Below are 12929 nucleotides of genomic sequence, written 5' to 3'. Positions count from 1 at the left end.
CCAATACCTTCGTGATCGCCGTCGTTAACGTCGTCTTACCATGGTCCACGTGCCCGATCGTTCCCACGTTCACGTGCGGTTTGCTGCGGGAAAATTTTTCCTTTGCCATCGTTTAGTTCTCCTGTTTTTAGTCTGTACTGCTATTGTTTAGTTGTTTCAAAACAAGCTGGGAGTGGGAATCGAACCCACGACCTTCTCCTTACCATGGAGATGCTCTACCGACTGAGCTACCCCAGCAGTTACTGCTGCCCCCTTGCGGGGAATTTTTCAAATCCATAAGCTGGGAGTGGGAATCGAACCCACGACCTTCTCCTTACCATGGAGATGCTCTACCGACTGAGCTACCCCAGCATTTGTTTTGACGCTTGCGCGTAAAAACCGTACCAAGCGGGCGATGGGAATCGAACCCACGTATCAAGCTTGGAAGGCTAGTGTTCTACCATTGAACTACGCCCGCATACGGCAATATACTTTATTATATCAAAAAACAGACAAAGACGAAAGTCTTTCGCTCCGGGGCGGGCACGCGCACCGCGAAAAACGGCCCCCGTTTGGGGGCCTTTGTTTTATTATACCAAAAAATCATCGGCTGTGTATGAATTTATCGGAAGCGGGCTACGGCTGCCCAGAAGGACAAAAAAGTGGGAGGCCTAGTCCCCTACAAGAGGTATACCCTAAAACGGGTCTTGGTGGCACTCCCATATTGCTAGTATAGCAAGCAAGCTTAAAAAATCAAGGCCTAAATTTAAAATTTTTCACTTCTTCCTAAAATTTTCTTTTTTTGCTATAATAATTAAGTCGTAACTATTTCCGATTTACTCGGTGCGGTAGCCAAGTGGTAAGGCGTCAGTCTGCAAAACTGATATTCGTGGGTTCGATTCCCGCCCGCACCTTTTCTTTTTTATACCGCGCCTAAAGCGCGGTTTTTCTTTATGTCCGCCATAAAAAACGCCGGGGTTTGCCCCGGCGTTTTCTGTTTTCCGAAGGAAGAATCAATCTTCTTGCGGCACTTCCGGCAAGATGGTGTCTTTGCTCTTATCTTCCGGATACGGAATGCCTCTGAATTTATAGTTGATCCAATCTCCAAATTCGTCCATTAAAATGTACGTAACAGGCGTCATCAGCAAGGTTACCAGCAGCGACAGCGCCTGCCCGCCCACAATTACAATGGCCAAGCTGCGGCGGGATTCTGCGCCTTCTCCGTTGGAGATAAGCATCGGGACAACCCCTACCACCAGCGTCAGCGTCGTCATCAAAATCGGGCGCAGACGTACGCGGTTGGCTTGCAAAATAGCGTCCGTACGGCCGTAGCCGCGGGCACGCAATTGGTCGGTATAGTCCGTCTGCAAAATAGCGTTTTTACTGACGACCCCGATTAACATAAACAGACCCAGCAAACTGTAGATATTTAACGTCTGCCCGGTTACCAATAGCGAAAATACCGCAAACGGAACCGTCAACGGAAGCGACACAATAATTGCCACCGGGTGAGAATAGTTCTCGAACTGGGCGGCCAAAATCATGTATTTAAACAAGAATGCCAACACAAACGCCAAGATAAACGACTGGAACATCCGGCCCATTTCTTTGGCGCTTCCGCTGGTGCCGCCGCTGTATTCATTGGAAACGTCCAACGAGTCATACGCCTGCTGGATAATCCCCATAGCCGTGCGGGTATCCAGCCCGTTCAAGTTGGCTTCCACCGTAATTTCGCGCTGGCGGTTGTAACGGTCAATTTGGCTGGGGCCGGTGCCTTCCTCAATGGTGGCCACGCTGTCCAGACGGACAATCGTTTCTTTCCCGTCAATGGTAGCCGGCACCATGAGCGCACTGACAGCTTCCTTGGTGTCGCGGTATTCTTCGCCTACGCGGATGCGGACTTCATAAAGTTCGTCCCCTTCCTTGTATTTGGTTACTTCGTCTTCGCCGCCCACCATGGTGCGCAGGGCCGAAGCGATATCCGTTACGTTCACGCCCATATCATGCGCTTTTTCGCGGTTGATGATGACGCGGTATTCCGGTTTGGCCAAGTCCAAGGACAAGTCCAAATCGATAAACCGCGGATCTTGGCGCAATTTATCCAAAACAGCGTTGCCGTATTCCGTCAGTTTGTTGATATCCGGCCCGGAAATACGGTATTCCACGTCTTTCAGGCCGCCCGGCCCGTCCGAAACGATATACGAGCTGGTTTTTAAGCCGTCGTATTTTTTCATCATTTCACGGGTCAGCTCCAGATACTTGGCGGTCGTAATGCCGTGACGGGTTTTGCGGTCTTCCAACTCAAAGCGCACGTGCCCTTGGTTGCTGGGGTTGGAATCCAAAAAGCTGCTGCCGACCCCGGCCGAAATCAGTACGTCTTTCACATAGGGCATGCGTCTTACGTCTTGCTCCAGCTGCATCAAGATTTGCTGCGTATCCGTATAGCTGGTGCCTACAGGCGCTTCCACGTTAATCTGAATTTTACCGCTGTCTTCCTGCGGGAAGAATTCCCCCCCTACAATCTTGAGCATCGGAACTAACGCAAATAAACACAGCACCGAAATCAAAACCATCGTTTTGCGGTGGTGGATAGACCAGTTGAGCATGGGAATATAGATGTTCACCAACTTTTGGTTGATAGCGTCCACAATATGATCCAGCTTGGTCTTTTTCTCCCCCTGCTTTAACATTTTGGCGCAGAGCATAGGCGTCAGCGTCAAGGCCACAATACCGGACAGCGCAATAGCAAACACCACCGTCATCCCATAGCTGCTTACCACGCGGCCCACAATACCGCTCATATACGCCAGCGGCAGGAAAATGACCAGAATGGAAAGCGTGGTGGCAATTACCGTAGAAGTGATTTCGCGCGATCCGTCCAACGCGGCCTGCAGCGGCGTTTTGTTGTATTTTTCCATATGCCGGAAGATGTTTTCCAGCATTACGATAGCGTCGTCAATAACGATACCCACGGCCACGGTTAACCCCAAAAGCGTCATGGAGTCAATCGTAAAGCCCATCATGTTCATAAACAAGAACGAACCGATGATGGAAATAGGCATGGCCAAGAAAGCAATAAAAGTGGAGCGCAGCGACCCCATGAAGATCAACACCATAATCCCGGCTAAAATACCGCCCAAAATCAGGTGTTCCAGCACGGTGTTGACGGAAGCCTGAATGGTGCCGGACTGGTCCATCATCAACGAAATTTTAATATCCTTGGGCAGCGTGGATTTGATTTGATCCAGCTTGTCTTTTACCCCTTGGATGACGGCCAACGTGTTCGTGCCGGACTGTTTTTTTACTTCCAGCGTTACGGCGCGGCGGCCGTTTAAGAAGGTGGATTCGCGGTCGTATTCCCCCGAATCCTCGGCATAACCGATATCCGAAATTTTGATAGAAGTGCCGTTCTTGCGCGCGACAAAAATATCGTTAAAAGCCGGCACATTGTCAATGCGGCCCAACACGCGCAAGGTGTATTCCTGGTGCTGCTGTTCCACGCGGCCGCCGGGCGTTTCCACGTTCTGATCCTGCAGTGCGCTTTTGACGGCCGTAATCGGCAGCCCTAAAGAATACAATTTAAACGGGTTGACGATGACGTGAATTTCGCGTTCGCGGCCCCCCACGATAGACACCGACCCCACCCCGCGGGTGTTTTCGATGTTTTCCTTCACTTTTTTCTTGGCGATTTCCGTTAATTCAATAATGTCTCTGTCGCCGGAAACCACCACGTTCAGGATGGAAATGGCGTCCGCGTCCAACTTCATAATAACAGGCGCGTCCGTACCGTCGGGCAAATCGTTGGTAATCAAATCCACTTTATCGCGCACTTCCTGCGCGGCCACATCCTGGTCTTTATCCATATCGAACTTAATTACGACCAGGGAAATGCCTTCCGTACTTTGGCTGTTTAACTCGTCAATCCCTTCAATTTGGTTGACGGATTCTTCAATTACTTTGCTGACCGAGGTTTCCATTTCTTCGGAGCTGGCCCCAGAAAGAGTGGTCTGCACCAGTACATAGGGAACATCCATGTTAGGGTACAGCCCCACGCCCATGCTGTTATATGCCATTAACCCCAAAATCACCAGGGCCAACGAGCACATAATCGTCAAAACAGGGCGTCTGATAAAGAAAGAGGAAAAGCCCTTTTTCTGTTCTGTTTGCCGTGTGGCTTGTTGTTCTTTTTCTTGCATAAAAACCCTATTTAATTTCGATTTTGCTTCCGTCCTTTACGCCATATGCAAACGCAAGGACTTCCTCTCCGGTAGACAAACCATCGGTAATTTCCACATAATCATTGTTTTCAAATCCCACCTTTACGTTCTGGCGGATGGCTTGTTTCTTGTCGCTGGAGGGAATATATACATAGGTTTGACCCTGTTCATCCGTATAAACGCTCTTTTTGGAAACGGACGGAGCATCCTTCTTTTCAGCCAGGGCGATATCCACTTTGGCAAACATGCCGGATTTTAATAAGGCCTTCGGGTTTTCGGCCACGAATTCCACCGCCATGGCGCGGCTCATGGAATCCACCACGGGGCTTAAGATATTCAGTTTGGCTTCAAAATCTTTGCCGGGCAACGCGTCCACCCGCAGCACGGCCGATTGACCTTTATGCAAATCGCCGATATACCGCTCCGGCACGTCCACTTCAATGCGCACCGTGCTCTGATTCACGACCAACGCCACCGGCGTCGTGGTGGTTACGTTTTCGCCGGGATCCAAGTACACCCGGCCGACAACGCCCGTAATCGTAGAAGGAACCACCACCGGTTCATACACGGCGCCCACTTCATCGCGTTCAATCAACGAAACGGTTTGGTTCCGTTTTACGGCGTCGCCTTCTTTGAGTACGTTTTTAAGCAATTTGCCGCTGACGCGCGGATAGAGGGTAGCTTCTTCCAACGCTTTTACGTTGCCGGACATTAACAACTGCCGTTTTAAATCCCGCAGCTGCACTTTTTCGGTCTGCACCACAAACACGTCCATCGGTACATTGCCCAACAGTTTTTCGGCCGGGTCGCGGCGCATCCACAACCCGATACCGACTAAAATGATAATCCCCAAAAGAACATAATTTAACCGCTTAATTGTCTTTTTTTTCATATAACTCAACCTCCGCCCCTACGGCGAATTTCAAATCGGACAAGGCAATCGCCCCGTCATACACGGCCTGCACAAACTGCAAGTCGGAATCATTTACGTTGGAAATGGCGTCGTTTACTTCCAGCTGGCTCGTGAGCCCGGCGCGGTAGCGCTGCATCTGCGCGCTTAAGTTTTCGCGGGCTTCATCCACCACGCCTTTGGTGGCTTCAATGCGGGAGCGGGCTTCTTCCAAGTTCAGCCACGCTTCTTTTACTTCAATGCGCACGTTTTTCATTTTATTTTGATACGCGGCTACGGCCTGTTCGTACGCCAATTCTTTTTGCGCCACCTGCGAACTGACTTTTCCGCCTTCAAACAACGGGATGCTCAAGCTGACGCCCGCCGAAGAAGACCAGTAATAGTCCTGCTTATGCTGCGGAAACCCATGATCCGTAATGCCGTTATACGTATAATCGGCGTTCAGCGCCAAAACAGGCATATGCCCCGCTTTGGCAATATTAATGTTGTAATGCGCCGCATCCACCGCCAGCTTGGAGAGCATCAGTTCCGGGCGGCGTTCCATGGCAATGCGGTACAATTCGTCCAACGGCGGAGTGGGCGGCAGGTGCAAGTCTTTTTCCGACCAGGTAAGATAGATGTTGTCTTCCGGGTCGCGGTTTAAAATTTGCCGCAGATACAGGTTGCCCAATTCAAAATTTTTCTTGGCTTGCAAAACAAGCGGTTCAATGTTTTCCACTTTTACTTTCTGGGTTAACACGTCCAGATTGCTGGCCAAGCCCTGTTTGTATTTGGCCTGTGCCTCTGCCAAGTGCTGTTTGGCGATATCCAGGTATTCTTCCTGTACGCGGATCAGCGCGGCGGCGTAAATAATGTCGTAGCAGAACTTAACCACCTGCTGAGTAACCAAATCCTGCACGTGGCGCAGGTTGTAAAACCCGGTTTCGGCCCCTACCTTGGCGGCACGCGCCGTATTGCGGATTTGCCCGCCAGACCATAAAATATACGATCCGCTTAACCCTGCCGTATATGTATTGTTCTGGCCGATTTCAATACTGTTGGAGCCCATGATGATTTTGCCTTTTTTTAAAGCACGGCTGTACGAGCCGTCCAAAGACAAAGACGGATAAAAATACGAATTGGCTTCCGCCAGCTGTTCTTCGTAAATTTCTTTCGTCTTCTGGGCGTCAATGATTTGGTAGCTGTCCGAAAGCGCCATGCGGATGGCGTCCGCAATGGTAATCTTTTCTCCCCCCACCTCTTCACGTTCGGCAAACAAACTGTTGGCCGAATTGTTTGGAGCGGCCTCCAAACCTACGGGCGCATACATTGCCAGCAGCGCGAGTACAATCCATTTTCTCATATGTCTTATTTTGTTTCCTTATAGTATTGTTTAATTCCCAATAAAATGATTTTTACCAAACGGGCGATCTGTTCCCTGTTATACAGGCTCCCTTTGATACACCCGCGGCAAACGTGCTGTTCCAAATAGGCACTAAACATAATTTCCGTTGCAATGCCCGACACCAGCCGCACAATATCCGTCGTGGCCCCCGCAGGGACTTTGCCTTCCTTTTCCTCTTCTTTTAAAATGCGTTCCAACATGCCCTGCAAATAACGGTCTTGTTTGCGGGCGGGCATTTTGGAAGAATCCATATCCAGCGTGTACGAAATCATCTGAATCACAAATTTGGAATGGATCGGATTTTTCGTAAAAAAATCCAAGTGGGATTTTAGTCCTTCATACAGCACTTCTTCCGGCCCTTGCGCCCGTTGCTGCACGGTAAGCAACTGGTCGCAGAAGGCTTGTTCGTGATCGTCAATAATACTGGAACAAAGGTCTTCTTTGTTTTTAAAATAATAATACAGCACGGGCTTTGTAACGTGCACCTTTTCGGCGATTTCGCGCATGGAAACTTTATCCAGCCCTTTTTCCGCCATCAATGCAAATGCGGCCTTCTTGATGGTTTGCCGCATGCGAAGCTCCCGTTCTGATTTGTCCGTTTTGGTTGTTTCGCTTTTCTTCATAAGTTATTTACCTACCGGTAAGTATATTTTACCAAAAGAAGCCTTTTTTGTACATAGTTTTACAAAATAAAACCCCGCCCAACGGGCGGGGTCGTTAAAAACTTGTATGTCTAGAACAGAAGCATCAGCCCCCACGCGGCAAAAATACAGCCCAACAACCCCGCCGCACACAGGGGAATGAATCCAAACAACCACGCGCCCAGTGCTTTCCAAGCTGATACGCCGTACAGCCGCATCAGCCCGCGCGTTAAATACCCCAGCTGCAAGCCCAATACCAGCAATACCGCCGCTGCGGCCAACCCGCCCAAGCGGGCTTGCGGCCACATGGCGTTCCACAAGGCAAATACAATAAAAAGCCCTTTTATAAACCCGGCCGAACCAACTAAGCTAAACAATTCGGCGGGAGAGGCTTTTACCCGGCAGAAATCCAAAAACATCCCACACACCGCCGCCATAAAAAAGCCTGCGGTCAGCTCGGCCGCGAACACCACCGCCCATTTGCCTACAAACGCCGCCGCGGAAATGCCGTCCCCTATATTAAAAAACAGCACCCAGCCCAACGCGGCCGCCAAATAGCCCGCGCACGCCCACGCCAAAGAACGGGCCTGTACCCATTCTTTCAGCGCCGCGGCGGGATCTTCCATATAATGAAAGTATGTTTTCAACCCGTGCATACGCGCTCCTTAATGCACCCACAGGTACGATACGCTGGGGGTAGCGATTGATTGAAGCTGCTGCGTAAGCGTCTGGCTTTCCACGGACGAGCCAAACGAAAAAATCAGCTCGCGCAAGCTTTCCGGCCGCTGGGTAATAATTTGCGGGTCTTTAATTCCGGCCAGCTCTCCGGCCAGTGCCAAGGCTTCTTCTTCGCCTCCCAGCTTATCAATAAATCCCAAGTTAAACGCGCGCTGGCCCGTAAAAATGCGGCCGTCGGTGTATTCGGTCATATCCTCGGGTTTGACGTTCGGGCGCCCCGCTTTGACGGCCGCCAAAAACTGCCCGTAGGTATCGTCCACCATATCCTGCAAAATGGCTTTTTCGGCGTCCGTCATCGGGCGGTAGGCGGAACCCATATCCTTGTATTTGCCCGATGTAATGGGCGTTACTTTGACGCCGATTTTTTCAAACAGTCCTTCCACGTTGCCCGTTTGCATAATCACGCCCACCGATCCCGTAATCGTGCCGGGTTCGGCTACAATTTTATCGGCCGCCATGGCAATGTAAAATCCGCCGCTGGCCGCCACATCGCGAAAGAGAGCCACCACTTTCTTGTTTTCTTTCGCGCGCAAAATTTCGCTGTAAATATCCTGCACGGAAGCCACCGTCCCACCGGGGGAATTGATATCCAGCACAATAGCTTTTACATTTTTATCTTCGCCCGCTTCCCGTATTTTTTTGGCAATTTCCGAGGCGCCTTTCGGGCGGGAGAACGGAGAAGTGCTGTTGTCCTGCGCGATGACGCCGCGCACTTTAATCCAGGCCACATTCCCTTTTTTGTTCCGCGCCGAAAGAGAAGCGCCCAGCACTTCTTCAGCCGACGGTTTGGCCTCTTTGGCCGAGGGACACGCCGGCACGGGCCGCACCGTCAAATAAACGCCGCAGACGGCCGAAACGGCAAAACAGGCCAGCAGTAAAAACGACCACGCCCCGCGGCCCGACAACCGTTTGGCGGGTTTAGGGTCTTTGGGGGTTTCTTCTTTTTTGTCCGAATCAGTCGTCAAAAAAGCTGTTTTTTCGTTTTCCAACAATTTTTGCTCCCATTGTTCTTTGGGAAGAGACATATCAGTAGAGGCCGAAAGGCCTTCGTTTTCGTTTTCTGGCATACAGTTTCCTTTTACACATTCAAAATTGTTACTTAATTATAGCAATTAAATTGCTAAAATAAGAGCAGTTCCCACTGTATATCGGGGAAATCTTCTGTCCGTCGTACACCAGGAGGGAGGAGTGTTTATGTTTAGAGGAATTTACACGGCTTTGGCCACGCCCATGAAACCAAACGGCAGCGTGGATTATGATGCGCTGGAGCGCCTGCTGCGCGCCCAGCTGAGTGCGGGTGTGGACGGAATTGTCCTCCTGGGCACCACGGCCGAAGCGGCCACTTTGTCCGCCGGCGAAAAAACCGAAATTCTGCAGTTTTGCGTGCCGCTTATTAAAGGCCGGGCCAAAATTATCATCGGCACCGGCACCAACGCCACTTCCTCCACCTTGGAAAATACCCGCGCCGCGCTGGCCTTTGAACCGGACGGCGTGCTGGTCGTCACCCCGTATTACAACAAGCCTAACCCCAACGGGCTGATTGAACATTACAAACAAGTGGCGGCCTTGGGCAAGCCGATTGTGCTCTACCACATTCCGGGCCGCACCGGGCTGAAGCTCTCCAATGCCGTGTTCGACCGGCTGCTTGCGGAAGTACCCCAAATTGCCGGCATTAAAGAATCCGACTACGATATGGCCCACGTCATGGACATGGCCGTCAAATACGCTCACCGCTTAAATTATATCTGCGGCAACGACGATTTGTTCCCGCAGTTTTTGGCCATGAACGCATCCGGCATCATCAGCGCCGGGGCCAATGTGCTGGCGCCGGCTTTTGTGCAAATTTATAAACTGTTTCTGCAAGGGCAAACCAAAAAATCGTTTGATTTGTTTGCCCAGCTTTATCCGTTGGTCAAAGCGTGTTATCTGGAAACGAACCCGACTTGCGTGAAATACATGCTGGAGAAAATAGGCTTCGGCACGCAGACGGTGCGCCTGCCGCTGGGAACCATCTCGGAAGAGAATAAACAGAAAATAGACCGCCTGCTGGAAACGGCAGACCCGACATTTTTTATCCATTAAGGAGCCGCTATGAAAACCGTAGGCATCATCGGAATTAACGGGATGGTAGGGCAGAATATGCTGGCCGAACTGAAAAAAATAAACACCCCGTTTGAAATTAAAACATTTGGCCGAAACGACGAAATCACCCCGTTGGATATTGCCGTGTTGTGTACGGATAATCCCGTCAGCGCACAGATTGCGCCCCAAATTAAAGACCGCGTTAAATTTACAGTGGATATGTCTTCCGAGTTTCGCATGACGCCGGGCGTGCCGCTGGTTATCCCGGAAATAAACGCCCATGCCATCACCCCAAACACCCCGCTTATTGCAAGCCCCAACTGCACGACGACCGGCCTCGTGATGAGCCTGGCCCCGCTGGCGCCGCACTATCATTTTACGGAAGTGTTTTTCTGCTCCTACCAAGCCATCAGCGGCGGCGGCAAAAAACTGCTGGACGATTTTCACACCCCCGGCTCCTACTACGAAAACAATTGCGTGCCGCTGATCGGTTCCGTCCAGCCCAACGGCCACACCAGCGAAGAGCTCAAAGGATTGTACGAAACGCGCAAAATTATGGAAATGCCGCACCTGAAGGTATACTGCCATACCGTACGCGTGGCGGTGGAAAATTCCCATTCGCTGGGCGTTACGCTCAAAGCAAAAGAAAATTTTGATTTGGAACAAGTCAAAAAATTATGGAATGCGTTTCCGAACTTGGTCTACAGCGAAAAAGTCATCACGCCCAAAGAAGCCAGCGGCCTGGAAACCACTTTCATCTGCCGCTTGCGCCGCGACGTGGAAGAACCCAACATCATTCACTATTTTGTAACGTTTGACAACCTGCTCAAAGGCGCGGCGATGAACGGCCGCCAGATTGTGGAACTTTTGCTGGAGAAATTTGTATGAAAAAAGTATTTATTAACGGCGCCGAAGGCAAAATGGGCAAAGCCATCGCCCGCATCATCCAATCCCGGCCGGAGCTGGGGCTGGAAGTATCCATCCGCCGGGAAAGCGGCCAGGCCGTCTTGGGCGATTTTGACGTGGTGATTGATTTTTCCACCCCGCAGGGCGCGCAGGAAGCTTTTTCCATTGCCCGCAAACACCGCCGCCCCTTTTTAACCGGCACTACCAATTTGCCCGAAACGTTCCTGTTTCAAATGCAGGAAGAGGAAAAAATCCCTGTTTTTTATGCACCCAACGTCAGTTTAAGCGTGTACTTTTTTACGGAGCTGGTGCGCCAAGCCGCGTGCATGTTCCCGGGGTACGAAGCCAGACTGCACGAAATACACCACCAATATAAAAAGGACGCCCCCAGCGGCACCGCCAAAAAACTGGCGGACGTGCTGGAACTGCCGTACGAAAACGTAACCTACGAACGCACCGGCGAGGTGGTGGGCACGCACACGGCGTCTTTTGTATCTGCCTTTGATGAAATAACCCTCACGCACGAAGCCAAAAACCGCGATTTGTTTGCCGATTCGGCCGTACACATCGCCCTGTGGCTGATGAAACGCGAGAGCGGTTTTTACACCATGTCGGACTACGCAAAATTTAAATTGAAGGAAAAAAGAAAATGAAAATTCATTTTATAGGCATTGGAGGCGTGGGCATGAGCGCACTGGCGCAGCTGCACGCCATGGGCGGAGACCGGGTAACCGGTTCCGACCGCTTGATCAGCAAAGGCTATACGGATATGGCCTTGTGGGATTATCTTAAAAAACTAGGCGTGGAGCTCTACCCGCAGGACGGAAGCGGCCTGGATCACCGCACGGAACTGGTGGTGCTTTCTTCCGCCATTGAAGACGACAACCCCGAACTGGTAAAAGCCAAAGCGCTGGGCATTCCCATAATGCACCGCTCGGAACTGCTGGCTAAACACGTGGCGGCCCACCGCACGATTGCCGTTTCCGGCACCAGCGGCAAAAGCACGACCACCGCAATGATTTACGATATCTTGGCCTTTGCCGGGATGAGCCCTTCGGTCATTACGGGCGCGGCGATTTTATCGCTGCAAAAAGAACAGGGCGTGTTTGGAAACGTATATAAGGGAAATTCGGACATTTTGGTCATTGAAGCCGACGAAAGCGACGGTTCCATCGTCAAATACAAGCCGTACCTGGGCGTCTGCCTGAACTTGCAGAAAGACCACAAAGAAATTTCCGTACTGCAGGGCTATTTTAAAGAATTTATCTCCCACTGCAAAACCGCCATCATTAACGCCGAAGAAGAAAACCTGCGCGTACTGGCCCCGCAGGCCAAAACGTTCGGCCTGTCGCTGGGGGACGTACACCCGAGCGAAATAAAAGTGGACGGCTTCGGTTCGGACTTTACCATTCAAGGCCAGCCTTTCCGCCTGCACGTGCCCGGCTTGCACAACGTAAGCAATGCCGTAGCCGCCGTGGCGGCCGCCCTGCAAATGGGGGTAGATTTGGATACTTGCGCCAAAGCGCTCAACAAATTCCAAGGCATCGCCCGCCGTTTTGCCAGCATCGGCAGTTACGACAAAATTGAAGTGATTGACGATTTTGCCCACAACCCGCACAAACTGGGCGCCACCATTGCCGCCGCCCACCTGCGCGGCAAACGCGTGCTGGCGTTTTACCAGCCGCATGCATTTACTTCCATTAAACTGCTGGCGCCGGAATTTGTGGAAAGTTTTGCCAAACACATCGGCCCGCAAGACCACCTGTGGCTGACGGAAGTGTACTATCCGGGCGGCACCATTCCGCAGGGCGTTTCCTGCCGGACGGTGTACGAAGGGCTAAAAGCGCGCGGCGTGAACGTCAGCTACGACGACTGCCGCGAACGCATTTTGGCCGAAATGGCCGGCGCCGCACAGCCGGGGGATATTCTGCTGGTGCTGGGCGCGCGCGACCCGACGCTGACGGATTTTGCCCGCAAACTGCTGGCCTCGCTAAAAGAACGGCAAAGCGTATCGGGATGCAAAAATTGCATGTTGGGCAACTGTTGCCTGCATTACAGCAAATAATTAAAAA

The 12929-nt window shown here is 51.4% G+C and carries 11 protein-coding genes and 4 tRNA genes; 5 read left to right on the top strand and 10 right to left on the bottom strand.

Translation table 11 applies throughout. The annotated features are described in order from the left end of the window. The 4 genes from B5F75_RS02715 to B5F75_RS02700 all read right to left on the bottom strand — a co-directional run. Nucleotides 1-109: GTP-binding protein (locus tag B5F75_RS02715; protein WP_143351232.1), on the bottom strand; the 109-nt coding region annotated here is incomplete at its 3' end. A 55-nt stretch (nt 110-164) separates the two neighbouring features. Next, a tRNA-Thr gene (locus B5F75_RS02710) sits at nt 165-237 on the bottom strand. Between the two features lie 41 nt (nt 238-278). After that, a tRNA-Thr gene (locus tag B5F75_RS02705) sits at nt 279-351 on the bottom strand. Between the two features lie 35 nt (nt 352-386). Then, nucleotides 387-457, bottom strand: a tRNA-Gly gene (locus tag B5F75_RS02700). Between the two features lie 364 nt (nt 458-821). On the opposite strand from B5F75_RS02700, the gene B5F75_RS02695 reads away from it, so the two are divergent. After that, a tRNA-Cys gene (locus tag B5F75_RS02695) sits at nt 822-893 on the top strand. A 99-nt stretch (nt 894-992) separates the two neighbouring features. Here B5F75_RS02695 and B5F75_RS02690 read toward each other — a convergent pair. The 6 genes from B5F75_RS02690 to sppA form a co-directional block, all read right to left on the bottom strand. Then, nucleotides 993-4175: an efflux RND transporter permease subunit gene (locus B5F75_RS02690; RefSeq protein ID WP_087287537.1), complete on the bottom strand. Its 3183-nt coding sequence runs from the start codon at nt 4173-4175 to the stop codon at nt 993-995. A 7-nt stretch (nt 4176-4182) separates the two neighbouring features. Continuing rightward, nucleotides 4183-5088 (bottom strand): efflux RND transporter periplasmic adaptor subunit, encoded by a 906-nt coding sequence (locus tag B5F75_RS02685; RefSeq protein ID WP_087287533.1) that lies wholly within the window; start codon nt 5086-5088, stop codon nt 4183-4185. Then, nucleotides 5069-6448: a TolC family protein gene (locus B5F75_RS02680; RefSeq protein WP_087287530.1), complete on the bottom strand. Its 1380-nt coding sequence runs from the start codon at nt 6446-6448 to the stop codon at nt 5069-5071. Before B5F75_RS02680 ends, B5F75_RS02685 begins: the two co-directional genes overlap by 20 nt. 5 nt (nt 6449-6453) lie before the next feature. Continuing rightward, a complete protein-coding gene (locus B5F75_RS02675; RefSeq protein ID WP_087287527.1) occupies nt 6454-7113 on the bottom strand; it encodes a TetR/AcrR family transcriptional regulator in 660 nt (219 codons plus the stop codon). A 110-nt stretch (nt 7114-7223) separates the two neighbouring features. Beyond that, complete coding sequence (locus B5F75_RS02670; RefSeq protein ID WP_087287524.1) at nt 7224-7787, bottom strand: hypothetical protein; 564 nt, start codon at nt 7785-7787, stop codon at nt 7224-7226. A 9-nt stretch (nt 7788-7796) separates the two neighbouring features. After that, the gene (gene sppA / locus B5F75_RS02665; RefSeq protein ID WP_087287522.1) at nt 7797-8936 is read right to left on the bottom strand and encodes a signal peptide peptidase SppA; all 1140 of its coding nucleotides are present in this window, start codon (nt 8934-8936) and stop codon (nt 7797-7799) included. 127 nt (nt 8937-9063) lie between these two features. Between sppA and dapA the strand changes: the two genes are divergently transcribed. The 4 genes from dapA to B5F75_RS02645 are packed head-to-tail and all read left to right on the top strand — an operon-like array spanning nt 9064 to nt 12922. Further along, nucleotides 9064-9951, top strand: coding sequence for a 4-hydroxy-tetrahydrodipicolinate synthase (gene dapA / locus B5F75_RS02660; protein ID WP_087287519.1), 888 nt, complete (start codon nt 9064-9066; stop codon nt 9949-9951). Nucleotides 9952-9960: 9 nt separating this feature from the next. Further along, complete coding sequence (locus B5F75_RS02655; RefSeq protein ID WP_087287516.1) at nt 9961-10839, top strand: aspartate-semialdehyde dehydrogenase; 879 nt, start codon at nt 9961-9963, stop codon at nt 10837-10839. After that, on the top strand, nt 10836-11510 hold the full coding sequence (locus B5F75_RS02650; RefSeq protein ID WP_087287513.1) for a 4-hydroxy-tetrahydrodipicolinate reductase: 675 nt from the start codon (nt 10836-10838) through the stop codon (nt 11508-11510). The genes B5F75_RS02655 and B5F75_RS02650 overlap by 4 nt, the downstream gene beginning before the upstream one ends. After that, nucleotides 11507-12922 (top strand): UDP-N-acetylmuramate--L-alanine ligase, encoded by a 1416-nt coding sequence (locus tag B5F75_RS02645; RefSeq protein ID WP_087287510.1) that lies wholly within the window; start codon nt 11507-11509, stop codon nt 12920-12922. The genes B5F75_RS02650 and B5F75_RS02645 overlap by 4 nt, the downstream gene beginning before the upstream one ends. Nucleotides 12923-12929 lie beyond the last annotated feature (7 nt).

Origin of the sequence: Elusimicrobium sp. An273, assembly GCF_002159705.1 — a bacterium.
In the GTDB taxonomy this organism is placed as follows: Bacteria; Elusimicrobiota; Elusimicrobia; order Elusimicrobiales; family Elusimicrobiaceae; genus Avelusimicrobium; species Avelusimicrobium gallicola.
Note: the sequence above shows the minus strand (reverse complement) of the source record. Positions and strands in the feature narration are given on the sequence as shown.

Coding starts and splice junctions, on each gene's coding strand:
- B5F75_RS02690 (WP_087287537.1), bottom strand. CDS start 4,175: ATGCAAGAAAAAGAACAACAAGCCACACGGCAAACAGAACAGAAAAAG.
- B5F75_RS02685 (WP_087287533.1), bottom strand. CDS start 5,088: ATGAAAAAAAAGACAATTAAGCGGTTAAATTATGTTCTTTTGGGGATT.
- B5F75_RS02680 (WP_087287530.1), bottom strand. CDS start 6,448: ATGAGAAAATGGATTGTACTCGCGCTGCTGGCAATGTATGCGCCCGTA.
- B5F75_RS02675 (WP_087287527.1), bottom strand. CDS start 7,113: ATGAAGAAAAGCGAAACAACCAAAACGGACAAATCAGAACGGGAGCTT.
- B5F75_RS02670 (WP_087287524.1), bottom strand. CDS start 7,787: ATGCACGGGTTGAAAACATACTTTCATTATATGGAAGATCCCGCCGCG.
- sppA (WP_087287522.1), bottom strand. CDS start 8,936: ATGCCAGAAAACGAAAACGAAGGCCTTTCGGCCTCTACTGATATGTCT.
- dapA (WP_087287519.1), top strand. CDS start 9,064: ATGTTTAGAGGAATTTACACGGCTTTGGCCACGCCCATGAAACCAAAC.
- B5F75_RS02655 (WP_087287516.1), top strand. CDS start 9,961: ATGAAAACCGTAGGCATCATCGGAATTAACGGGATGGTAGGGCAGAAT.
- B5F75_RS02650 (WP_087287513.1), top strand. CDS start 10,836: ATGAAAAAAGTATTTATTAACGGCGCCGAAGGCAAAATGGGCAAAGCC.
- B5F75_RS02645 (WP_087287510.1), top strand. CDS start 11,507: ATGAAAATTCATTTTATAGGCATTGGAGGCGTGGGCATGAGCGCACTG.